This is a genomic window from Microcoleus sp. Pol7_A1 (assembly GCF_036701085.1).
GTDB classification, from domain to species: domain Bacteria; phylum Cyanobacteriota; class Cyanobacteriia; order Cyanobacteriales; family Microcoleaceae; genus Microcoleus; species Microcoleus asticus.
The window spans coordinates 33,869-58,338 of the sequence record NZ_JAUBQD010000011.1 but is presented as its reverse complement, the minus strand read 5'-3'; the positions used below and the strand labels follow the sequence as shown (position 1 = coordinate 58,338).

Genomic DNA, 24,470 nt, shown 5'->3' with positions numbered 1-24,470 from the left:
TAATGTATCTAAAGTTAATAAACTCCTAAAAATATTTAAGTACCGTCCGCCCGCGCCCCGATCGACATCAAGGGCGAGGTTAACCCAACACTTCGTCAGAGAATAAAAGCCATGAATGCACTTCCCGGTTACAAAATCACAGAAGTTGTTCAAGTTGGTGTAAAGTCCATCATTTATCGCGCAGTCAGAGAGTCAGATCGAGCGTCAGTCATCATTAAAACACTCAATACCGAATATCCCACAATAGAAGAAATTACCCGTTTGAGACATGAATACAAAATTAGCTCAAATCTCAAACTCGAAGGGATTGTCAAACCCTATAGCTTAGAAAAATATAAAAACAGTTTCGCTCTGATCTTAGAAGATTGCGGCGGTCAATCTCTCAAAGACCATCAAGCGGGTAAAAGTATTAAAATTCATAAATTTTTGCCGCTGGCTATTCAAGTGACTAAAACTCTCGGAGAAGTGCATCAAAATCAGATTATTCATAAAGACATAAAACCCTCAAATATTATCATTACCTCAGATTTTAAACAAGTAAAAATCACAGACTTTAGCATGGCAACGCGCCTATCTAGAGAGGTGCATCAAAATAGCAATGGTACTGTGTTAGAAGGCACTCTAGCTTATATATCCCCAGAGCAAACTGGTCGGATGAACCGCGACCTCGATTACCGAACTGACTTGTACTCTCTAGGCATCACGTTTTATGAAATGCTCACAGGAGTGTTGCCCTTTAATTCAACCGACCCCTTAGAATTAATTCACAGTCACATTGCAGTGACGCCAGTTCCTCCCCGTCAACTAAACAGTGAAGTCCCGCAGATGGTTTCATCCATTGTCATGAAACTATTAGCTAAAAATGCCGAAGACCGATATCAAAGTGCCTTTGGAGCAAAAGCAGACCTGGAAAATTGTTTAACCCAGCTACAAAATACTGGCCAAATAGAAAATTTTATGCCGGGGATACTTGACAAATATGGTCAATTTTTGATTCCCCAAAAACTCTACGGCCGCACACAAGAAGTTGCTGATTTGATGGCATCTTTCGATCGAGTCAGCTTGGGAAAAACTGAGATGGTGTTGGTAAGCGGTTACTCAGGCATCGGTAAAACCTCAGTGGTCAGTGAAATTCACAAACCAATTGTACGCCAGCGGGGTTATTTTATTGGTGGCAAATTTGACCAGTTTAAGCGGGATATTCCTTATGCTGCAATAACTCAAGCGTTTGAGTCATTGATACAGCAGTTATTAACAAAAAGCTCAGAAGAGTTGTCAATTTGGAAAGAAAAGCTTTTGTCAAGGCTGGGTATAAACGGTGAAATTATTATTGATGTTGTCCCTTCTTTTGAACTAATAATTGGTTCGCAGCCTGCTGTTCCACAATTAGGGCCTACAGAATCTCAAAATCGCTTTAATCGATTCTTCAAAGAATTCCTGAATGTCTTTGCCCAAGCAGAACACCCATTAGTTCTATTTTTGGATGATTTGCAGTGGGCCGATTTAGCTTCCTTAAAATTGATTCAGGAATTAGTTACTGACCAGGATAGCCGATATTTTTTACTAATAGGAGCCTATCGAGATAACGAAGTAAATTCGACTCATCCGTTAGTTCAAACAGTCGAAAAAATTCAACAGACTGGTGCTCAGGTGCATCACATAATCCTCCCATGTTTAGAGTTGAGCAGCATCACTGAGCTAGTGCGGGATACTTTGGGTAATGAAACTGAAGAGTTAAAGTCTTTGACAGAGTTAATCTTTAATAAAACTGGGGGCAATCCATTTTTTATAACTCAACTTCTCTCAACTATTCACTCAGAACAACTGTTAATTTTTGATTTCACAGTTGGTGCATGGCAGTGGGACATCACGGAAATTGAAGCCGCTGGCATTGCCGATTACAGTGTCATTGAGTTAGTTGCTCGGAATTTGAAACAACTGCCGGACGAGACGCAGCAAGTATTAAAATTAGCTGCTTGTATAGGCAACCGTTTTAGTTTAGAAAATTTGGCAATTGTGAGGGAAAAATCCGGCTCGGAAACGGCGGCGGATTTATGGGATGCGCTGCAAGCTGGTTTAATTCTGCCAATGAGCGATGCTTACAAAATCCCCCTGGTTGATGAGGAAATTGTGAAAACACACCGGACGGGCGGGACGCCCATCCCACAAAACAATCAAAATCATCCCGCAATTATGCAACGCTCAATTTATTACAGGTTTTTCCACGATCGCGTACAGCAAGCCACCTATTCTCTGATCCCTGACTCCCAGAAAAAACAAACCCACTTAAAAATAGGGTTTCTGCTACTGAACTCAACCCCGGCATCGGAGATAGCAGACAATATCTTTGATATTGTCAACCAACTCAATATCGGGGTGGAATTCCTCACAAATCAACAAAAGCGAGATGAACTAGCTAACTTTAATCTTATAGCTGGCAAGAAAGCTAAGAGTTCTGCCGCCTATGAAGCAGCGCTCAAATATTTTAATGCAGGTATAGAACTTCTACCAGAACAAGCTTGGGATATTCACTACAATTTAATCATGGAACTTCATCTCGAAGCGCTGGAATCGTCCTATATAAATACCGATTTTGAGCGAGCGTTCCAGCTATCAGATGTTATTATATTCCTTGCCAAGAATTTGCTAGAAAAAGTCAAAGTTTACGAGCTAAAAGTTATTTTCTACTTTAATCAGAATCAATTTCAAGCTTCGATAGATATAGCTATAGAAGCTTTGAAATTGCTGGGAGTTTACATCTCTAAAAAACCGACTCAATTTAATATTATTATGGGGCTAATACGGACAAAATTAGCTGTGGGAAACAAAAGGATTGAGGATTTAGCTGATTTGCAACCAATGACTGACGCTAATAAAATTGCGGCTATACGGATTTTAACAAAAATGACTCCGGCGGCTTTTGTAGTAGCACCCAATATGTTCCCACCGATCATATTTAAAATGGTTACACTTTCTCTGAAATACGGGAATGCGCCGCTGTCTAGTTTCGGCTATGCAAACTACGGTACGATGCAGTGTGGGGTGTTAGGCGATATGGATTCTGGATACCGATACGGTCAAATGGCTCAGGCACTTTTAGAACGATTCAACACCAACTTGTACAACTCTCAAATTTCACTAATTTTTAATATTTTTATCCGTCCCTGGTCTGAACAGGTCAGGGAAAGTCTTATCGGTTTACTTGAGGGTATTCATAGCGGACTAGAAACTGGAGATGTCAACAATGCTTGTTATTGTGCTAGTTTTTACAGCAATTATATATTTTTGAGCGGCGAACCTCTGGAGTCAGTCGAGACTAAGCAGAGTCAATATATTAAAATGTTGGTGAATTATAAAAATGAGTTTATGATCGATCAAGCCAGAGTAGGGGCGCAAGTAGTCTTAAATTTGCAAGGTAAAACAGCCAATTCTAGTTTGTTAGTTGGCGAAAAGTTTAATGAAGAAACTATGCTGCCCGCTTTAAAGGAGAGTCAAAATAATCTGATAATTTTTGTAGTTTATTTGTATAAATCATGGCTACATTATGTATTTAAAGATTATCCTAAATCGGTTGAAAATGCCAGGGCAGCCTCAAATTACTCTGAGGCTGTGATGTCCCTGATGTATGTTCCCCTCCACAATTTTTACTATTCTCTAGCGCTCTTAGCTTTGTATCCTGCAGCTTCAAAAAATGAACAGAAAAAATATTTAAAAAAAGTGGCTTCACTTCAGAAAAAAATGAAGCATTGGGCTTTGAACTCTCCTGGCAATTATCAGCACAAACATGACTTAGTAGAAGCAGAAAAAGCGCGAATATTGGGACAATATGAAAAAGCTGCTCAGTATTACGATCGAGCGGTGATAGGAGCATCGGAGAATGAATACATCCACGAAGAAGCGCTAGCAAACGAACTAGCCGCAGAATTTTATCTAGCTAGCGATCGAAAAAAAGTGGCTGAGATTTATCTGATAGATGCTTACTACGGTTATATTCATTGGGGAGCAACCGCCAAGGTCAAACATTTGGAGTCTCAGTATCCGATGTCTTTGCCCCCTGCATCGGTGGGAAAAGCCAGCGGAGATCGAACTATTACTAGCACTAATTATAGCACGAGCAGCAGTCACAGCAGTTTATTGGATTTGACAACTGTTGTTAAAGCATCTCAAGCGCTAGCTAGTGAAATTGTGTTGGACAAGTTGTTAGAAAAGTTAATGAAAATGGCGATCGAGAATGCTGGGGCGCAAAAAGGTTTTATCCTGATGCCCAAGGAAGGAAAATTGCTGATTAAAGCAGCGGCATCCGTGGAGTCTTCGGATATTGCAGTTGAGCAATGCCCTAGAGTATCTCCTGCAGAGGTTTTGCCAATAACGGTGATTAATTATGTTGAAAAAACGCACTCTGATGTAGTTTTAAGTCAGGCTGCTAGGGAAGGTCTATTTACAGATGACCCCTATATTAAAAGGCAGCAAGTGAAATCTGCGCTTTGTACTCCTATTCTGAATCAAAGCAAACTCGTAGGCCTCCTTTATCTGGAAAATAATTTAGCTACGGAAGCGTTTTCTCCAAGTAGGTTGGAGGTTTTGAAAATTCTTTCTTCCCAAGCGGCTATCTCTCTAGAAAATGCGGTACTTGTTGCTAATTTGTCGGAGGCTAAGGAACAGTTGGAGGATTATTCGCGGACGCTGGAGGTGAGAGTAGAAGAGCGCACGCAGGAATTAAAGACTAAAGAAGCTAAGCTGCAAGAAGCTCAAAAACTGGCGCACCTCGGCAACTGGGAATTTGATCTGGAGGGGGATAAATTAACTTGGTCTGATGAAGTATTCCGAATTTTCGATCGCCATCCTCGATTACTAGAGCCGAGTATTTTAGAACACAAACAGCAGATTCATCCAGATGACTTACCGCTTTGGTTAGAGCAATTAGAGGAAATTGTTCAGTCAGGAAATCCTTGTGAGTTTGAGTTGAGAATTTTGCGCCCTGATGGAGCTGTCAGATATATTTTTGTTAAAGCGCAAGCTATTTTTGATACTGGTAAGGTTATTAAGTTATTTGGGACTATCCAGGACATTACGGATCGCAAGTTGGCGGAGGATGCTTTGCGGCAGTCGGAGACGCAATTGAGAGAAAAAGCGTCACAGTTAGAAGTTACTTTGTGCGAATTACGCTCGACCCAGAGTCAACTAATTCAAACTGAAAAAATGTCTTCTTTGGGGCAGTTGGTGGCGGGGGTTGCTCACGAAATTAATAATCCGATTAATTTCATTTATGGCAATGTTCTCCATGCTAACGATTATAGCTCGGATTTGCTGGGATTGATTGAGCTTTACCAGGAGTCTTACCCGAATTCTAATCCTGAGATTGTTGCTAAAACAAAAGATATCGATCTTTGTTTTATTCAAGAAGATTTGCCCAAAATTCTGCAATCGATGCAGGTTGGGGTCGATCGCGTTCGCAATATTGTGCTGTCGCTGCGGAATTTCTCACGCCTGGATGAAGCCGAGATGAAACCAGTGGATATTCACTCCGGGATTGATTCAACTCTGCTAATTTTGCAGCACAGGTTGAAAAAGGATGCACTCGGACATGGCATTGAGGTAGTTAAAGAGTACGGTAAACTGCCGAAGGTAAATTGTTATGCTTCTGGGTTAAATCAGGTGTTTATGAATGTTTTGAGCAATGCAATTGATGCCGTGGAGTTAGGAGTTGAGCGACCGCAGACAACTGCCCAACTAGAAAATCCTTTATCTCCAATCTTTGAGCGAAAGATTGAGATTCGGACTGAGGTATGCGACAAAAACTTGGTGAGAATTTATATTGCTGATAATGGTCGGGGGATGACGGAGGAAGTACGATCGCGAATATTTGACCCTTTCTTTACTACAAAAGCTGTGGGCCAAGGTACCGGTTTAGGGTTGAGTATCAGTTATCAGATTGTAGTAGAGAAACACGGCGGGAAGCTAATGTGCATTTCCGCACCCGGTGAAGGGACTGAGTTTGTGATCGAAATTCCGGTGAAGCAGTGAACTTTTTTAAGTTTTTATATAAGTTTTTTTAACCGCCGATAAACGCCGATGAACGCCGATACAATTCTATCTGCGTTCATCTGTGTTTATCGGCTGATATCTGCGGTTAAAACTTATCAATCTAAATATTAAACATCGCGTTCTGTTCGCACCCATTTGGTTTGCCGCTTCAGGATAAAACCCAGATACAAAGGGATTTTCCAGAGTATGTAAAAAGGTACGGATAATAAAGTAGAACCGGAAATGTAGGCACGCCCAAATTTAGCCCAAGCGCCGACAATTGAAATTAAAATTAGCGATCCTTGTAGTCCTAACAAGACGGCCGGAATTGGAGATGTTCCGAGGGTTGCTGCTAGTAACGAGGTGGCAAAAGCTGCTAGCCAGATAGCGACTAACAGCGAAAGGGGAGGGACGGATAAGTCAAGGGCGATCGCCAATAAGTCAAACCGTTTTTGCTGTAAAGAAGCTGCTGCCAGCCGGGGAGTTTGAGTTAATAATGTCTGTATGTGACCGTGTTCCCATCTGGTTCTTTGACTTTTGGCTGCTTGCTGCTGCTGCGGCAAACACCCGGTGACGTTGGCTTCGGGGCAGAATACGGTTGGATGTCCGGCGATCGCCAAATCCAAACTCATCTGCATATCTTCAACAATATTGCTGCTGGCTAGAGTAACCGATCGAATTATCGACCAGGGAAAAGCCATGCCAGTTCCTGTTAGCAATGATGGAAATCCTAACTGTTTTAATCCGCTGGGACGGACTAAGTTTTTCACGAGAAAGGCTAAAGCAGAAATTGAATCTTTCGGAGTAGGATTGGGCGGCTGTTCCATTAAATAAGTCGCTTGGACTGGTCTTTGTTCGGCAACTGCAACCCGGGCTAATTTTTCTATAGAGTCTGGCTGACAGATGCAGTCTGCGTCAACCATGATTACTACTTCTGGAGGGTCGGATTCGATGGACTGCAAGCCGAAATCCAGTGCGTATCCTTTGCCCTTGCGCTGTGTGTCTTGGCGCTCGATCGCACTTGCACCGCAGTTACGGGCGATTTCTGCCGTGGCGTCCGTGCAGTTGTCAGCAATCACTAACAAGCTGTCTTGAGGTGTTAGCTGCGGCAATATGGTGGAGATGGTGGCGGCAATTCCTGCTGCTTCGTTGTAAGCGGGAATTAAAACTGCTACTTTGGGGCGGGGCGCTTTAGTTTCCGCTGTCTCGCCCAGGCCGGACAAGAAAGCTGCACTGCATTCTAGAAATAGAACTGCAACGGGAATGAGAAGGATCAGGGCGATCGCCAATAGCACAACATCAATCAATAAAAACAGTAGCTGATTAATTTCCACAATTCTAGTACCTTAATTTAATTTTATTTGTTGCGTTCATTGAGTTCATTTAATCTAACCGCATCTTTGTTAACTCATTGCACAAAGCTATCTAAAGTATCATCATATCATGCGCGCGAAAAATCACCCTTATAACGTTGGTAATGATGGCTTAAGTCCTGATAAAACTACTAGCACTGGTGTCCTCGCTACAAATTAATTTGATTGCTCTTATGCGATCGCAAATAATATCATATCATGTCGATTCTAAAAATGGTAAGTATATCAATTTAACTAAACCTTAAACACGCTTAGAAACCAGGTTTCTTTGAGAAAACTGGTTTCTGGGTGTTCTGTTTGTAATTAACTAACAACTTGGTCGATGTTTAGCTCCTTCACCCCCTGTGGGTGGCCAGTCAGGAAGCAATCTCCAAACTCAAAACTATGTTCAAGCTACGCTGCATCGGGGATAGCAAAAGGTTCAGATTTTTTCGTGGTGAACTGTGCGGGGGGTGCAAATTCTCTGATATATCTCGACACCGATCGCAAATATCCCACTTCTGCTTGAATAGAATCCAGCGTAGAAAGACTCTCAACTAAGTCATCAAATTCATCAGCCGTAACTCCAGCACTGTTCAAGACTTCTTGGTTAAGCCGCCCGTATATTCCTTGCAGGAGAAGCTCGATAATCTCCCTGTAGTCAGCGATTTCCGTCCCGTAACCTTGCAATTTCTTCGGATGGATTCCCCACTGCAAAATCTTCAACAAGTCTTCGGGGGAACTCCACGCAAAAGAGGAAGCAATCACTTCTTTTTCTGCTGCGACAAGAGCGTGCTTGATTTGCACTGCCGGGAAATCTGGATCGCCGATTAAGCTTTCGAGCTTCGACACTTGTTTATCTAACACGCGCAAAGAAAAAGGAGCTAATTCTACACTCACCATGTCACCAGCATCATCAACACTTCTAAAAGGATCTTCCAAAACATTAATTAGGAGGTGAATGTCTGTAGGTTTTTTCCAGTCAAACTGTCCGAGGAAAAATGGTTCTTCGTATCCCGGCAAAAGTCCTTGAAAATAAATCGGCAGATTTTTGCCTGATTCAAGAATTTTATAAAGAGCTACTTCCAAGGTTTCTGTCGGCCACCCGAGATTACTCACGGCGACAAATTTCAGTTTTCCGGGAACGGACACAACCAGCGAATTCAGCAATAAATGTACGGCTTCGACAAGATTTTGAGCGGTTACGTAGCGGTGCGGTGCGTGAACGTTGACAGTTTTACCTTGCTTTACTTTGTTAGACATTTGCTCGCAAAACAAGCTATTTTCCAACATATGAGTAAAGCGAACCATCCCGTAAGTGACATCTCCTTCTTGAGCTGCTTTGGCAAATTGCCATTCGGCAAATTTCTTCGAGGCGGCGTAAACTTCGGTTGTAAAATATCGAGATGTTTTGCCTGTAGAAGAGAATATGCAGTGTTCTACGCCGTATTCTTCGCAGAGTTGGATGATGTGTTTACATCCTAACAGGCTGGTTGTAACTGTTTCTCGGATTTTGATTTCAGCTAGTCCGGGTTGGCGTTGGGCTGCTAAGTGAAAAACAATTTCTGGTTTTTCTACCTCAAATATGTGTTTCAGCGCCTCGAAGTTGCGAATGTCTGCGGCATAGAAAGTTACTGCACCTTCTTTGGTAAAAAGCGGGAGATTTTCTTCGGGGTTGTGACATCGGGCGTTGTCTGCGGAAATGATTTTCGTTGCGCCTAGTTCGAGAAGTTTTGCGATTAAAAAACTGCCGACACATCCTTCTCCACCGGTAATGAGGATGCTTTTTCCTTTGATTTGGCTGCTGACTGCGGATGCGTATAGGTGAATTGTGCGATCGCGCACGTCGCTAAAAGGTTCGCTTTCTAATTGTCCGTCGGCTTGATAGGCTGCGATTAGCTGTGCGGTGAGAGTTTGTAAGGCCGCTAGGATTTCAGGATCTTGCGGTTCCGGGGAACCCGGGGGAACTAGCTGCTGGATGCGATCGATGATTTCTGCTTTGCTGGCACCTTCAAACACTTCTGAGGGGTTAAATGCACTCTTCACTTTTTGGTCTCCTTTAATTTCTAGGAATACGGTTGCTGATTCTAAATTGTTAAACAGATTTTTGATGGACAGAATCTTTAAAAGCCTGTCTAGATTTAGGATTTTTTAGACTGAAAGCTACTTAATCGGAAAGACAGGCGATCGGCTCTGCTACTAATTACTTGTATTAAGCCTACTTGTAGTTTTATTAAGCGCTTTTTTTACCTGCTTACTTTTGCGATCGGCAAAGTCGGAACCTTCTGTGTTCAAAATTTGTCTCTACAACTATAAACTTAAGTTGCTGACTGTTGGCAATACTAATAACAGATCTTTACTATTTCTTTGTAATCACCTGCGAGTTTTCACGCAATTTTAAAGTTAATGTAAAGTAGGGTCGGTGTTTAAAAAACTTAACAATATACTTGACATGGATAGTAGCATTTTATTACGTAATAAAAATGTATTTATTGCTACTAAATAAGATTAAAAATTTAAGTAATATTACGCATAATAACGCCCAATATTTCGCTCCACTGAAAAAATTGCTACCCGAGCGGTGGGGTAGTCCTGCTGTGCCTACCCCTGTATGTGTCGTGCTACTAGGCGCGAACGGTGCGTTCTTTTTTGCTGCCTTCAAAGCCGCGAGCGTCCGCAACATCGTAGCCTCCTGTCCGCAAGCGGCGGTCTAAATCGCTGGCTTCGGGAGAAGTTTTTGCTGCTTCTTCGATCGTCACTCTGCCTTCGAGCACCAGTTTGTAAAGACCCTGGTTGATAATCTGCATTCCTTCGTAAGTATCATGTTCCATCAACCGGAAAGCTTCGTCATCAGCACCTTTCATCAAGTAATCGTGCATGGCAGGTGTATTCACCAAAATATCGTGAACTGCTACCCGACGGTTGTCCACTGTTGGCAGCAAAAGTTGGGCAATTACCGCTACTAAAGAATCGCAAATTTGAATCCGCATCGCCTGTTGTTCCTCGGGCGGGTAGAGGTTCAACAACCGATTAAGAGCGTTAATAGCGCTGCGAGTGTGGAGAGTTCCCAATACTAAGTGACCAGTTTGAGCTGCTTGCAATGCTGTATTGATGGTAACGCGATCGCGCATTTCCCCGATCAGAATTACATCCGGATCTTCCCGCAAAACTGCCCGCAAAGCCTGCTGAAACTCGTGGGTATGCAAGCCGACTTCCCGCTGGCTGACCAAGCATTTTTTAGAAGGGTGAATGAATTCAATCGGGTCTTCAATTGTAACTACGTGCTTTTGCTCCATCTGATTGAGGTGGTCGATCATCGCAGCTACGGTTGTCGATTTCCCCGAACCGGTAGGCCCCGTAACCAATATTAATCCCTGCGATCGCAAAATGATATTTTTGAAAACTTCTGGCAACCTCAAGGAATCGATAGTAGGTATTTCCAAACTGATCAACCGCAATACTAGGGCACCGCCGCTGAGGGAATCAAAACAGTTTAGCCGACACCGCACGAAGCCAGGGTAAAAAATTGCTGAATCTAATTCCTTGGTAGTTGCAAACTGTTTTCGCTGTTCGGGGGTGAGAATTTCGGCTAGGTAATGTTCAAAAATTTCTGGCGTTACTTTGGGGTGGGTAGTTGCTACTTGCATCACGCCCCGAATCCGAAATCGAGGTACTTGGCCGACTCGAATGTGAATGTCGGAAGCTCCTGCGCTATGGGCATCTCTGACCATTTGTTCGATCGTGCTGACGGGTGTCTCGACAGGCCGCTGCTGGGCAGGCGCGGGTGCAGGGGGCGCGGGTGCAGGAGGCGCGGGTGTTGCAGCCAAGGGCGGCGGTGGCGGCGGTGTTCGTCGGCGGGCTTGAGCCTCTGGTTGAACGGGTGTAGGATTGTTTAATGGGTTCATTTTTTGGTCTCCAGTCAGTCTATTTTAGATTTTAGATTTTAGATTTTAGATTTTAGATTTACTCCACAGATTAATCTGGGAGCAGGAACTAGAGTCTAAAATTTGGGGAGCAACCCTGACTGAGTGTCGGGGGCTTGTATCCGTTTTTGGGCGGGGTCAATGTGATTTATTGCGAAAAAATGCCCGATTTCTAATCTAATGGCTCGCAGCTAATTCGGTGCTAAATGCTGAGAATATTTTACAATTAGGCTTGATGGGGCGATCGAGTAATTAACAATTGCAACTCCTATGAACATCGGTCACAAAATTGCCGACTGGCTCGAAAATCGCGCTGTTAGCCCCGCCTACGCGGGTTGGCTGCTCTTGGGGATGACGGTTTTCTTTTTTGGGTCTGCGACCAATACAATGTCTGGGTGGCTGTACGCGCTTAGCGGTGGGGGTTTGGCGCTGTTGGGAGTAGCGGCGGTTTTGCCGGGAAAATCGCTCCGTTCCTTGGAAGTCCGCCGCCGCCCGATCGAACCGGTGAGTGCGGGCGATCGAATCACCGTCGAACTAGAAATCGAAAATCGCGCCAGCGAACCTAAGACTTTGTTGCAAGTGGTAGACATCTTGCCGTTTGTACTGGGAGAACCAATCGTCCGCCCGATCGAAGTCATAGACCCTAACAGTATATACAGGGATACATACTATCTAGAGGTCCGGCAGCGGGGCGTCTATCGGTGGCAAGAGGTAAACTTGAGGACTGCGGCGCCTTTAGGGTTGTTTTGGTGCCGGCGCAGTCGCCCAGTCAAAGCGGTGGCAATTGTCTATCCACAAGTTTTGCCGTTGAGCACTTGCCCTTTGATCGATCGCATCGGTCAAGAAGACAGCCCGCAATTTTACAATCGCAGTCGATCGCAAGCTGCTACCGAAGGCCTCACCCGCAACCTTAGACCTTACCGCCACGGAGACCCCACCCGCCTGATTCACTGGCGCACCAGCGCCCGCTACGGAGAACTGCGAGTGAGAGAATTAGAAGTTGCAGCCGGCGGTCAAGAAATTATTATTGCTCTCGACAGCGCTGCGAGGTGGCAGCCTGAAGAATTTGAACGAGCCGTAACTGTAGCTGCATCCCTGTACTTCTATGCTAGCAAGCGCCTGTTAAACGTCAAACTTTGGACTGCCGGGACTGGACTCGTCTCGGGGAACAGGGTAGTTTTGGAAACTTTAGCTGCGGTTAATGCTGGGGAAGATGCGATCGATAATCGGTCGAAACTGTCGATAATTTGGCTGACTCAAAACTCTGCAAGTTTAAGCACTCTTTCCCCCGGCAGCCGCTGGGTACTCTGGCCGTTGGCAACTGCTGAAACAGGCGAAAAAATGTTAGTCAAACATGATTTACCCGGTTTAGAAATTCGCTCCGACCGACCCTTAGAACTCCAGTTACAATCTCCTCTGGAAAGAGCGATTAGTTATTAAGATAGTCCGGGACGCAAGCTGCTCTGGAAAGAGCGATTAGTTATGAGAATTAACTTCATGAGTTTTTGGGTATCACAAGCATTTCCCCTTTTTAATCGCATATTTGGAGCGCGCTAAGAGTTCCCGCCCCACAAGATTTTAATTGTAGAGAGATAGTTTGATTTTAATGGCGAGCCGATCGAACTCATTGTCTGAGATGAAAATGTTAATCCCTATCACTCTCTAGTGTCGGGGAGAGTTTCGACTACATACTCAGGTACATACTCAGGTACATACTCGGACCGATTCTGGGGCAAAGTCTTGGGCAAATTCTCCGGTGGATGTTCGAGCCTGACTCGCCGAATCGGAAGATTTGCAATTAGTGCTGTGGCCCGCTGGTCGCTTTCCAGGGAGAACTCAGACCCGGTGGTATCGATTTCCACGTAGCGAGATACCACCTCTAGAATTTCTCGGCGCATCGACTCAACCATTTCTGGGCTGAGTTCTGAGCGATCGTGGGCTAGAACCAGTTTGAGGCGCCGTTTTACCTCGTCGCGGCTGTTGTCAGGGGTGCGCGGGAAAAGTCGTTCGAGAAGTGTGTGTATCATGGGTCCGGCTGGTTTGTCAAGGGCTAGGCATAGAAAAGGTCATACCGTTTTCGATTTTCGATTTTCGATTTTCGATTGGGGAATCACTCATTCCCTAAGGGTTTGGAGTTGACCTACAGTTTCATTCTTTTTGGGAACTGGTGTCACTGGGGGAAATCTCGGCTAGTTTTTGTGATGCAGTTGCTGCGGTTAAAGACCGATCGCCAATGAGCACATCACATAATTTTAGTGTTTAAGAACTTGCGGAGGCGAGTGAAGAAGTTTTCCCGACGGGGATTTAGATCTAGAAATTCAACTTTTTCGCCTTCTAAGCGGCGGGCAATATTGTCGAAGGCAGTTCCAGCTAAAGAGGCCGTTTCCGACAATACTAATGGTTCGCCTCGGTTGGTAGAAACGATGACGCGCTCGTCGTCGGGAACGACGCCTAACAGCGGAATCGCGAGGATTTCCCGCACGTCTTGCACCGACATCATATCATTTGCCAGCACCATTGCGGGTCTGATCCGGTTGACGATCAGGTTGATTTTCTTGACGTTGTTGGCTTCCAGCAGGCCGATGACTCGATCGGCATCGCGGACAGCAGCGATTTCTGGAGTGGTGACAATGATGCCTTCTTGGGCCGGGGCGATCGCATTTTGAAAACCTTGTTCAATTCCAGCAGGAGAGTCGATCAAAATATAGTCGTATTTTGCTCCCAACATCCCCACAAGCTGCTTCATTTGCTCGGCGCTGATGGCATCTTTCATCCGAGTTTGGGCAGCCGGCAACAGCACCAAGCGCGGCTGCCGCTTGTCTTTCACCAAAGCTTGCTCTAACCGACACTCTCCTGCGAGAACTTCTAATGCCGTGTAAACAATCCGATTTTCTAAGCCCAGCAGCAAGTCCAAATTTCTGAGACCGAAATCGGCATCAATTACGGCAACGTTTCGTCCCCGCTTAGCTAAAGCCATGCCGAGATTGGCTGTGGAGGTGGTTTTTCCTACCCCGCCTTTCCCTGATGTAACAACAATAATGCGAGCCATAAGCGATTTTAGATTTATTGGGAATTAGTAATTGGGAATTAGTAATTGGGAATTAGTAATTGGGAATTGGTAATTGATAATTGGCAATTATTCTTTGGAAATTTTGCAGTAATCTGTTATTCAGTGAATTAACTCAACACTCAATACTCTCCTTGTTCTACTAATTATCTATTAATTTGCACTGATTTTAAAATTCGTCTTTTAGTGACTGATTTACCCAAGGCAAAAATGATCGAGTGCAGGCTTAAAGAGAAATAGTATTAACAATTATCCATTAACAATGACCAATTACCAATTACCAATTATCGATTACTCATTACCCCCAACTAACTGCGATTTGTCAAAATCAGAGGCTCTACCGATCCGAATCCCTTGAGGCGTCACATAGGCGACTTCCGGGAAAAACTGAGCGGGTGAGGTTTCTGGGCCTCTGGCAACATACTTAGCAATCCTAATCACCATCGGTTCCATCTGCAAGGTCATAATCACGCTTTTGGTGTTGCCACCGGCACCGGCGTGCACGACTCCCCGCAAACGGCCCCAAACTAGGATATCGCCTCCGGCGATGACTGAGCCGCCTGGATTTACGTCTCCCAAAAGTACGACGGTGCCTGGATGACGAATTTCTACGCCCGATCGCACTGTCATCTGCAAATATAAAGGTTCCGCCAGCGATTGCGGTTTTTCGGCAGCGGCTTTATTCAGGGAAGAAACCGGAGGCTGCTGTTCTACACAATAGCCTGCCGTAGCTGCGGCAACGGCGGTTTGGCGGCGACTGGTGTGGACTCGTTTGAGTTGCAGTTCCACTTCCGAGAGGGCAGAGGCTATCTCTTGCAGTTGGCGGATATCTAAAAGTCGATCGTTCCCCATCAATTGTACTTCTGCGTTAGGCTGCCAAAAGCGTTCTCCTGCATTCAGCCTGACTTTTAGCTGCTGCCAAAGTTCAGTCCAAGTCGAGGCCGTGGCTGTTGCGGGTTCGCTGTTGGTTTCTGGGGGGAGTAGCAACAGTAGCTGTCCATCTTCTGTCTTGAGTCGGACTTGCAACTCTAAGCTGACTTCGGGTGTTGATTGAGGGGCGGCAGCAGCGGCTGCGGCGGAGGCATCGGGTGTCATGGGACAGTTTGATCTCGGGTAGGGACAGGTTAACATCAATATTAGCCTGAGTCGTCTTTTGCCTCAGCCTTTGGGGGGAAAAGTCTTGTTTTTTTATTTTTAACGGTAGTTAGGGCAATTTTATTTCGTTTGTGAACAAGATTTGATTTTAATTCATATCTTGCACCATTCTTAATAACAGGCAAGATGCCTGTTCCACAACCGATCAATTTTCTTGTGGGCCGTTGCTCTGAGCAACGCCCTGAAAGGATTATTTAGAATGGTGCAATATCTCAGTTTTAACGAACCGCAGAGGGCGCAGATCGCACAGAGAAAGAGAAGAAAGAGCAGAATAAAGTAGGGTGTTCTTCTACTGCGCACCTTACCGCTATAAGTAGCGCGTCAAACCACTTTTTACGTAAGTCTTTTAATTATTCATTTTCAATTACGTTATGCAGCAAATAGAACATTATCGCGGCAGTCTTCTCGGTTTAGCAGTTGGCGATGCTCTCGGAACAACTTTAGAGTTCTGTCGCCCAGGAACGTTTGCGCCTATTAATGATATGGTGGGCGGCGGCCCGTTTCGACTGCAACCGGGCGAGTGGACGGACGATACTTCGATGGCTCTTTGTTTGGCTGAAAGTTTGATTGAGAAACAAGGTTTCGATCCAGTCCATCAATTAGAAACTTATTTGCGGTGGAGTACAGACGGACATTTGAGCAGCACTGGTGAATGTTTTGATATTGGAAATACAGTGCAGCAAGCTCTTTGGAATTTTGAAGATACAAGAAAACCTTATTGCGGTTCTACGGATGCTTGGGCTGCTGGAAATGGTTCGATTATGCGCTTGGCTCCCGTGCCTTTGTTTTATGCTAAAAATCCTTTGGAAGTCATAGAAAAATCTGGACAAAGTTCGAGAACTACTCACGGTGCTGCTACTTGTGTGGATGCTTGCCGCTATTTTGGTGCTTTAATTGCGGGGGCTGTGAATGGAGTTGCTAAAGATGTGTTGCTTTCGGAAAGATATTGTCCGATTTCTGAATATTGGGCAGCAAATCCGCTGGTAGCAGAGATTGATGAGATTGCGGCGGGTTCTTTTAAACAGCGACAACCTCCTGAAATCAAAGGTACTGGTTATGTTGTCAAGTCTTTAGAGGCGGCACTTTGGGCGTTTTACAACAGTTCTTCTTTTGCTGAAGGCTGTTTGTTGGCTGTGAATTTGGGCGACGACGCGGATACTACTGGTGCGGTTTACGGACAATTGGCGGGGGCTTTTTACGGGGAGGAGGGAATACCGGAAAAATGGCGATCGCAATTGGCGTATCTCCCTTTAATAGCATCTTTCGCCGATCGACTCTTGACTTTATCTCGATCGAGCTGAATGTTTACCACAGTTTTCCACTGCATCACAACAGAGTAATCGGTCATCGGTAATTGTCAACCGCTAAACTGCGACTAATGATATCAAATCCGGTAGCATCGGAATTCATATTACCGAAATCAGGACACGGCAGTGCCGTGTCCTTACAATTAATCTGGGTAAGGACACGGCACTGCCGTGTCCTGGGTATTATTCCGATGCAACCGGAAACGATATGACTCCTGACTAATAACTGCAAAACTTCTTGACTTTTGCAGCAAGTTGTGTTTAGCTGATTTACTCTGCATATCTCTAAAAAAAAAAGATTTATTTACAAATCTTAATTTTTGATTAAATTTAGTATTATAATCTTGGTAACTTCCAACTAAGTATTTATTCTCACTATCATGATAGCGGATCAATTTCCTTGGCTGACCGCAATAGTCATCCTACCCCTCCTAGCTTCCCTCGCCATCCCTTTTCTCCCCGATACAGACGGCAAAACCGTCCGCTGGTATGCGCTAGGCGTAGGTATTGCAGATTTTGTATTAATGTGCTGGGTGTTTTGGACACATTACGATCCGAGTATCTCTAGTTTCCAAATCGTAGAACAATATTCCTGGATACCTTCTTTAGGCCTCAACTGGTCTGTTTCCGTTGACGGACTGTCAGTTCCGTTGGTACTGTTGGCGGGATTGGTGACGACGCTATCTATTTTTGCTGCATGGGAAGTCGATCGCAAGCCGAGACTCTTTTACTTCTTGATGCTGGTGATGTACTCCGCACAAATAGGAGTGTTCGTCGCCCAAGACATCATGCTGCTGTTCATTGTCTGGGAACTCGAACTAATTCCCGTGTACCTGCTAATCTCGATTTGGGGCGGACAAAACCGCCGCTACGCAGCTACCAAATTCTTGATTTACACCGCAGGCGCTTCCATCTTTATTTTGATAGCTGCCTTAGCAATGGCATTCTACGGCGGAGGCACCCCCACCTTCGACATGGTAGAACTAGGCTTGAAGGACTACCCACTGGGTTTAGAATTACTGCTTTATGCGGGATTGTTAGTTGCCTTCGGCGTGAAACTGGCGATTTTCCCCTTTCATACATGGCTACCTGACGCCCACGGCGAAGCATCTTCTCCCGTGTCGATGATTCTGGCCGGCGTATTGCTAAAAATGGGCGGATACGGACTGATTCGCCTGAATTTGGAACTTCTCCCCAAAGCACACGTTTACTTTGCACCGATTATGGCGGTGCTCGGCGTGGTCAATATTATCTACGGCGCGCTTAATTCCTTCGGCCAATCGAACATGAAGCGCCGCTTAGCGAATTCGTCGATTTCTCACATGGGATTCGTGTTGTTGGGTATTGCTTCTTTCACGGATTTGGGAATCAACGGGGCGCTGTTGCAAATGATTTCCCACGGTTTAATCGCCTCAGTATTGTTTTTCCTGGCTGGCGTTACTTACGATCGCACCCATACAATGATCATGGACGAGATGGGCGAGATTGGAAAAGTCATGCCGAAAGTGTTTGCCTTGTTTACCGCAGGCGCGATGGCATCTTTGGCACTCCCCGGCATGAGCGGTTTTGCTAGCGAATTGTCAGTGTTTGTGGGCGTGGCAACTAGCGATATGTACAGCGGTTCTTTCCGCGCGGTGACAGTGTTCTTGGCGGCAGTAGGACTGATTTTGACGCCGATTTATTTGCTCTCAATGCTGCGACAGTTATTTTACAACTGTGGGACACTAGCGGCTTGCGACCTTGAGGATCTAAATTTGCAGAATCAGAGAAACAATCTGGATGAAGCGGTTTGTTTTGGTAATAGTTGCGTTTTGCCTGGTGATGCACCGTTTATTGATGCTAAACCTCGGGAAGTGGCGATCGCATTTTGCTTTTTGATACCAATTGTCGGCATTGGTTTTTATCCCAACATGGCGATGCAAGTTTACGACGCGAAGACTGTGGCAGTGAACGCCACAGTCCGGCAATCTTATATCCAAATCGCTCAAGACAATCCTCAGATTTATGCGAAGGGATTTTTGGTTCCCAGAATTGCCCAAGCTCAAAAAGCGCCGACTTTGGGCAAAATTATCGGGTCTGAATCTGCATCGGTTTTTGGAATTGTCAAATAATTTTATCGAATTCTGTTTGTGTTGAAAATTGGGCGATCGCTTTTGTCAAAGAGCGATCGCTTTTTTGTTAAGACTGAAGTTCCGAAATAATTGCCGCCAGATTCTCCCTAGCATATCCAACCTCAAGAATTGATTTATCCTCCTGATCGGAGGCAACTTTATTCAATATATTGAGCGGTTCTTCAGAGCCTGTAGTCTTCAAAAACAACACTTGCAACCGATTTTTTACTAATTCTAAAATAGAGAGGCTTCGAGCCTCTTTCCCTCCTTTTCCTTTAGCCATATTGACACTCAAATTGTGAGTTTTCAACAGCCCCATTCTTTCAATTCCTTGCGTCTTAACCGTCTCCAAAACCTCTGCTCGAATTTGCTCGACTAATCTGTCGGTCACATATTGCACGATCAAAGGCTGAAGCATAAAAACAGTTTCCCCGCCCTCACTGATTTTGTCAATCAGCGAGCGACGGCCCAGAGAATCGAGATTTTTTAGCAAATCAGAAAGCGATGAATTGACCAACATCTGCTCTCGTAAAGTCGCCAGGGAAATCTGGCTTTGAGCAATAGCAATCCAGTAAGCAATCTCTTGTTCAGAACTAGACATTCGATCGAACTGTTGGGCCAGCAAATTGCTGATATGTTCTTCAATAAATAACGCCGTTGCTTCCAAAAACTTTAAAACATTCCCCTCAAAAAACTCGTGAATTGTTGTCGCTACAATCTTTAACGCTAACAGATTGCCTCCGTACCGCGATAACAAGATTTTCCACTCTCGATCGGAAGCAGATAAACCTTTTTCTTGGAAAATCTCCCGCGCAATTTCCTCGGAAATCGCAGGTTTTAAAGACCGCACTTTTTCTCCCCCCAACAAAGCCAGTTCCGTAGGTTCTTCCGAACTAACTAGCACTAAACAGCTATTGTGATTGACTTCACAGAGCCGCACAATTAAATCTCGATATCCTTCGTAGTCTTCGCGGTAGTGTCCGGCTAATTCTTGGGGTCTGAGAACCGCTTCAAAATCGTCTAAAATTAGCAGACAGCGGTGCTTCCGTAGCTCCTCTACCAAGCGGGAAATTTTCCCGTTGAGGTCGCTCCTCTTCGAGGGCTCCGCTAACGGCAGATCGGGTTTTTGTTGGTTAGAAAAAAGTTCAATTAAGTTACTTAGGAAGTCGGATGGTGCTGGTGTCGATCGCAGCGATCGCCAAATCACAAAATCAAACTCATTCTGTACCTGTTTTGCCAACTGCACCGACAGAGTTGTTTTGCCGCTACCAGCCAAACCCAGCAGCGCTACCAGGCGACAATTATCTGATAAAATCCACTGCTTTAAAGTAGTTAATTCTTCAGTCCGTCCGTAAAAAACCGAAACATCCGGTGCTTGACCCCAATCTTGCTGTCGGCCCCCGGCCGCCAGGTTGAATAGAGATCCTTTACCTCGACTAAAATCGCTCGTTCCCTGGTCGGTGTGGTATGAAAACAGCAACTGATGCCTCAATTCCGAAAGCTTTCCAGGGCCGTTCCCCCCGATCTGAAACTTTTTGTAAACTTCGCCGAGTCTTTTGCGAACGGCGATGTCGCTAATGCCAAGCTTGGTTGCAATTGTCGCCGTAGATTGACCGTCAAGAGCCATAAAGACTGTTTCTAACTCGGCATCTGTGACTGCGCGCTGTTTGGCGATCGTTTGCACAAAGTTTTGAGGAATCGGAGTAGTCAAGGTAAGAATCTCGCCTATACTAAAAAAATCTATCTTCTATTATATTATGTGAGTTCTCGCGGGCGAGCAATTGAATCGAACCTGCAAACGTTCAGCTTGCTTTTTGCTGTTTGGGCAGTTTTAGATATTTATACTCAATTATCGATTGTGATACAAGTTTCAATAAAGAATGCAACTGTAGGCCCGCGATCCAAACCCATACAGAATCAGTGATTCGCAATTCTTAAATTTTTTAATTCTTTAATTTAAAAGGGTAGGAGTAACCGGGAATCGATCGGCATTAATTGTTGCTGCGATCCTACCGTAGAACCTATTGTCGGGTGGGTGGAGGCGCGGCGATTAATCTGTAGAACCAAACGATAAATCTCCAACCGCGCCACCACCCACTGCGAACCAACAACCGGGTAAATTCACATTTCATGAAAGCAGCGCTTTATCAGCCAAAAACCTTCGCACTAGCGCGGTATTCTTCCGTCGAAACCAGCCGCCAACTCCCATCGCCCAAAAGTTCCAAAACCTGCTGGTGATATTTCACTAAACTCAATCGGTGGCCGACACTCACAAACGTAGTTTTAGTGGCTTGCAACTGCTCGTATAAATGTTGCTCGTTCTTCAAATCCAAAGCACTTGTCGCCTCATCCAAAATAGTGTATCTCGGTTCCGTCAATAACAATCTAGCAAAAGCTAAACGCTGCTGTTCTCCCAGCGACAAAATCTCACCCCAATCTAAATCCGCATCAAAACCGCCCAATCTGTCCGGCAAATCTGCTAAGTTTACTGATGCCAAAACGCGGCGCAATTTTTCCTCATCAACCTCGCTGCTGCTGTTGGGATAGAGAAGTTGCGATCGCAAACTACCCAAAGTCATATAAGGACGCTGCGGCAAAAACAGCATTTCCCCCAATTCCGGTCGCGCCAAACGGCCTGTTCCAGAGTCCCACAAACCCGCAATTGCCCGCAGCAAAGAACTCTTCCCAGCACCGCTTTGCCCGACAATTAACAGTCCTTCCCCTGGCGACACGGCTACCGACAAATCGCTAATTAAAGTCTTTTGATGCTTCGGAGTATTTAAAGTAACCTGTTCCAGTGTCAATTGCGAACTTATAACTGTATCGATTGTTCTGAAGTCTAGTTGTACAGCACTTTTTGCATTTCTTAGAGACTCATTAAACGTGGCTAAACGATTAATGCCCGCTGCAAATAAACTCAAGCTTTCAATCCTATATACAACCAAAGAAAATGCTTCTGACACCTGACGAAAAGCAAATTCAGCTTGAGTAATATCGCCGTATCTGATTTCACCTGCAAAGTAGATAGAAGCCAGGAATAAAGAGGGAATAATATAAGTTGCATATCTATAGCTAACTCTAAAATATCCCAGATTCCGCTGCCAACCAATTAGGAAATTAAAGTTCCGAACTGCTTCTAAAAATCGGTGTTTAACCTGAGCAGATTCCTGTGCTTCTCCCCGGTACAAAGCAATTGATTCTGCATTGTCCCGAATGTGAATTAATCCATAGCGAAAGTCAGCCTCTCTGGAGAGCTGATTGAAGTTCAAAAATATCAACCTTTTGCCAAAAATTACCATGACTGTCGTGCCAAAGACAGCATAAATAATTAGTCCTATCGAAAGACCTTTGGAAATAGACCACAGAATGCCTGTAAAAGAAATAATATCGATAACTGCCCCCAAGATCAGCAGCAAAAACTCTAAACTTGTGCTAGTGAAAGAATTGATATCTTCAGCAATCCGCTGGTCGGGATTGTCGATTTCCTTCTGAGAATTGATTTCGTAATAAGCGCGGTTTTGAAAATAACTACCCAGGAAACTATCAGTCATCCACTCTCGCCAGTACAATCCCAGTTTATCTTGGGTATAGCCGTAAATAACAACTATCGGGGTACCGATAATAAAAACTCCAGCATAAACCCACATAAACCGCCAAAAAGTAATCTGATCTTTTTCAGCCAGCGCTGTCGTGAAAAAATTACTAATATAGCTAATGACTACGTTAATTCCGCTAACAGACAGCGACAAAAATAGCAGCAGAGCTAACATTATCCACTGCTTCCAGCGCGGTATCAACTTGCTTCTGAAAAAGACAAAAGCAGCCAGCGGGAGAATTAGCATTAAACCAACGATCGCAATTGTCGGTGAGTAGATAATTCCTTTGATCAAAGTAGCTAAGCCAGCCGCAACCCCGTTAAAAGCCTCTGGAAAAAAGGCTTGAGCAGCCAAACTGACAACACTGACAGCCACAAACATCGCAGCGAACAGAAATAGCAACAACAGCGCCACTAATCCTAAAAAAATTTTGCCGCCTCCAGGCTCTAAAGGATAAAAGTAAGGTTGGGCGATCGCAATAAATCTCTGCCACAACTGACGGTCAAATCGATTCATCTTTGCTTTTTACAAAACTACTTCGACTTTTCTAACATATCAAGTTTTATTACCCATTGTCGCAGTAATTTATTCAAGAGTTCAGGTAAAAAAATGGCATTACCGAAAGACTGATATAGCCTGAGTCTTTCGGTAGTCGGGTCTGAAGGCACTTATGCCCAAGACAATAAAACCAAAAGTTTTAACAATTAAGAACGTTTTCATCGTCAGACCGATTGCTATATTTGCGGAGAAATTAGGCCATGAGATAAAAAAGTTTGGACGTTAGTTGTGGAGCAAATCTCAAATCTCAAATCTATCTAGCTGGAAGAAGTCGCGCTGTCGCCGGCTAACTCCGACTGCGATTGGCTGCTGTAAAACCGCTGGCTCATCCCTAAAATTACTTGTTTCATTACCCAATACAAAACAGCAATTACTACAAAAGTTACAGCCATTACTAAAACCGGACGCTTGCCAATCAAATCGTTCATTACGGTGTTAACCAGCGCATCGGGGTTAGTCAGAATGTCCCAACTGTTGAAGCGTATAAATCGCCCTAAATAAATCCCGATCGCCGAAAGTGCGTGTATAGTTATCTCCGTTGCCAGGATAAATTTACTCCAACCCTGTTGCTTCAAATAGTAACCCAAATTCATCACCGACAGCACGTAAGCCCCAAACCCGAGCAGCATAAACACCAGATACTGCGGGATCAAAGCTAGAGTCACAGCCCACACCGAGTACCCCTCTTTAATTTGCTCGATCAGGTGAATGATATCAGTTAAAACGTAGGGCGCATTGGGCAAAAAGGCGATCAACGCCAAAAAACCGCCCCACCAGCGGAGAGAGCGAACTCCGCGCTGCCGCAGTACCCAGATGTCTAAAGCCATCAGTGCCAGCGTAATCACGATCGCCCCCAAAACGTAAGTTTTGCCCACATCTTGCACAATGTGCTTCAGATAGGCCAAAACGTGGCGCGTGCTGGGCAAAAAAGTAGCGCCCAGGAGAAAGGCCGTACCCCACAGCAACCAGCGCGATCGGGGTTTGCGAAACAGCAAAAAACTCAGACCCAGCGGTACTAAAGCCAAAAACAAATTCCAAGACATCCAGCGGACATTGTGTCCCATTGCTTCCAGCGCTTCCAGGATTAATCCCATCATGTCAATTTTTATACAATTAAAGGTTTGATGCAGCTTCAATCTATCTTAGTCGTTAACTTGTAGGGTGCGTCAGCTTATGACTCCACGCCCGCGCCTGAAAATCAAGAACTGCTGACGCACCCTACCAATGTCGAGTCAATCTAAAATCTCAAATCTCAAATCTCAAATCGACTGACGCACCCTAGCACTGTGGAGTCAATCTCAAATCTCAAATCTCAAATCTCAAATCGACTGACGCACCCTAGCACTGTGGAGTCAATCTCAAATCTCAAATCTCAAA

General features: G+C 44.7%; 13 protein-coding genes. 4 read left to right on the top strand and 9 right to left on the bottom strand.

Going from position 1 to position 24,470, the window contains the following annotated elements:
* The first annotated feature begins 111 nt into the window (after window positions 1-111).
* A complete protein-coding gene (locus tag QUA20_RS09195; protein WP_333187937.1) occupies window positions 112-6,024 on the top strand; it encodes an AAA family ATPase in 5,913 nt (1,970 codons plus the stop codon).
* A 128-nt stretch (window positions 6,025-6,152) separates the two neighbouring features.
* On the opposite strand, the gene QUA20_RS09190 is transcribed toward QUA20_RS09195, so the two are convergent.
* From QUA20_RS09190 to QUA20_RS09180, 3 genes are all read right to left on the bottom strand, one after another.
* Window positions 6,153-7,358 carry a glycosyltransferase family 2 protein gene (locus tag QUA20_RS09190; protein WP_333187934.1) on the bottom strand — a complete coding sequence of 402 codons (1,206 nt, stop codon included), beginning with the start codon at window positions 7,356-7,358 and terminating at the stop codon, window positions 6,153-6,155.
* A gap of 432 nt (window positions 7,359-7,790) precedes the next feature.
* On the bottom strand, window positions 7,791-9,422 hold the full coding sequence (locus QUA20_RS09185) for a polysaccharide biosynthesis protein (RefSeq protein ID WP_333187931.1): 1,632 nt from the start codon (window positions 9,420-9,422) through the stop codon (window positions 7,791-7,793).
* A 578-nt stretch (window positions 9,423-10,000) separates the two neighbouring features.
* Window positions 10,001-11,281, bottom strand: coding sequence for a PilT/PilU family type 4a pilus ATPase (locus QUA20_RS09180; protein ID WP_333187928.1), 1,281 nt, complete (start codon window positions 11,279-11,281; stop codon window positions 10,001-10,003).
* 288 nt (window positions 11,282-11,569) lie between these two features.
* Between QUA20_RS09180 and QUA20_RS09175 the strand changes: the two genes are divergently transcribed.
* Entirely contained in the window at window positions 11,570-12,739 is a 1,170-nt protein-coding gene (locus tag QUA20_RS09175) for a DUF58 domain-containing protein (RefSeq protein ID WP_333187926.1), read from the top strand.
* A 215-nt stretch (window positions 12,740-12,954) separates the two neighbouring features.
* On the opposite strand, the gene minE is transcribed toward QUA20_RS09175, so the two are convergent.
* From minE to minC, 3 genes are all read right to left on the bottom strand, one after another.
* A complete protein-coding gene (minE, locus tag QUA20_RS09170) occupies window positions 12,955-13,326 on the bottom strand; it encodes a cell division topological specificity factor MinE (RefSeq protein WP_333187923.1) in 372 nt (123 codons plus the stop codon).
* 215 nt (window positions 13,327-13,541) lie between these two features.
* Window positions 13,542-14,348, bottom strand: a complete 807-nt coding sequence (gene minD / locus QUA20_RS09165) for a septum site-determining protein MinD (protein WP_172190817.1) — start codon at window positions 14,346-14,348, stop codon at window positions 13,542-13,544.
* 309 nt (window positions 14,349-14,657) lie between these two features.
* Entirely contained in the window at window positions 14,658-15,461 is an 804-nt protein-coding gene (gene minC, locus QUA20_RS09160) for a septum site-determining protein MinC (protein ID WP_172190818.1), read from the bottom strand.
* A gap of 431 nt (window positions 15,462-15,892) precedes the next feature.
* Between minC and QUA20_RS09155 the strand changes: the two genes are divergently transcribed.
* Together QUA20_RS09155 and QUA20_RS09150 are read left to right on the top strand one after the other, a co-directional pair.
* Entirely contained in the window at window positions 15,893-16,822 is a 930-nt protein-coding gene (locus QUA20_RS09155; protein WP_333187919.1) for an ADP-ribosylglycohydrolase family protein, read from the top strand.
* A gap of 386 nt (window positions 16,823-17,208) precedes the next feature.
* Window positions 17,209-18,939 (top strand): NAD(P)H-quinone oxidoreductase subunit 4, encoded by a 1,731-nt coding sequence (locus QUA20_RS09150; protein ID WP_333187915.1) that lies wholly within the window; start codon window positions 17,209-17,211, stop codon window positions 18,937-18,939.
* Between the two features lie 67 nt (window positions 18,940-19,006).
* Here QUA20_RS09150 and QUA20_RS09145 read toward each other — a convergent pair whose 3' ends face one another.
* The 3 genes from QUA20_RS09145 to QUA20_RS09135 form a co-directional block, all read right to left on the bottom strand.
* The gene (locus tag QUA20_RS09145; RefSeq protein WP_333187912.1) at window positions 19,007-20,650 is read right to left on the bottom strand and encodes an NB-ARC domain-containing protein; all 1,644 of its coding nucleotides are present in this window, start codon (window positions 20,648-20,650) and stop codon (window positions 19,007-19,009) included.
* Window positions 20,651-21,086: 436 nt separating this feature from the next.
* Window positions 21,087-23,051 carry an ABC transporter ATP-binding protein/permease gene (locus QUA20_RS09140; RefSeq protein ID WP_333187909.1) on the bottom strand — a complete coding sequence of 655 codons (1,965 nt, stop codon included), beginning with the start codon at window positions 23,049-23,051 and terminating at the stop codon, window positions 21,087-21,089.
* Between the two features lie 299 nt (window positions 23,052-23,350).
* A complete protein-coding gene (locus QUA20_RS09135; RefSeq protein WP_333187906.1) occupies window positions 23,351-24,190 on the bottom strand; it encodes a DUF1361 domain-containing protein in 840 nt (279 codons plus the stop codon).
* Window positions 24,191-24,470 lie beyond the last annotated feature (280 nt).

Bases quoted from the DNA above. Each gene is read 5' to 3' on its own strand.
- QUA20_RS09135 (WP_333187906.1), bottom strand. From the start codon at position 24,190: ATGATGGGATTAATCCTGGAAGCGCTGGAAGCAATGGGACACAATGTC.
- minC (WP_172190818.1), bottom strand. From the start codon at position 15,461: ATGACACCCGATGCCTCCGCCGCAGCCGCTGCTGCCGCCCCTCAATCA.
- QUA20_RS09150 (WP_333187915.1), top strand. From the start codon at position 17,209: ATGATAGCGGATCAATTTCCTTGGCTGACCGCAATAGTCATCCTACCC.
- QUA20_RS09155 (WP_333187919.1), top strand. From the start codon at position 15,893: ATGCAGCAAATAGAACATTATCGCGGCAGTCTTCTCGGTTTAGCAGTT.
- QUA20_RS09195 (WP_333187937.1), top strand. From the start codon at position 112: ATGAATGCACTTCCCGGTTACAAAATCACAGAAGTTGTTCAAGTTGGT.
- minD (WP_172190817.1), bottom strand. From the start codon at position 14,348: ATGGCTCGCATTATTGTTGTTACATCAGGGAAAGGCGGGGTAGGAAAA.
- QUA20_RS09175 (WP_333187926.1), top strand. From the start codon at position 11,570: ATGAACATCGGTCACAAAATTGCCGACTGGCTCGAAAATCGCGCTGTT.
- QUA20_RS09140 (WP_333187909.1), bottom strand. From the start codon at position 23,051: ATGAATCGATTTGACCGTCAGTTGTGGCAGAGATTTATTGCGATCGCC.
- minE (WP_333187923.1), bottom strand. From the start codon at position 13,326: ATGATACACACACTTCTCGAACGACTTTTCCCGCGCACCCCTGACAAC.
- QUA20_RS09180 (WP_333187928.1), bottom strand. From the start codon at position 11,281: ATGAACCCATTAAACAATCCTACACCCGTTCAACCAGAGGCTCAAGCC.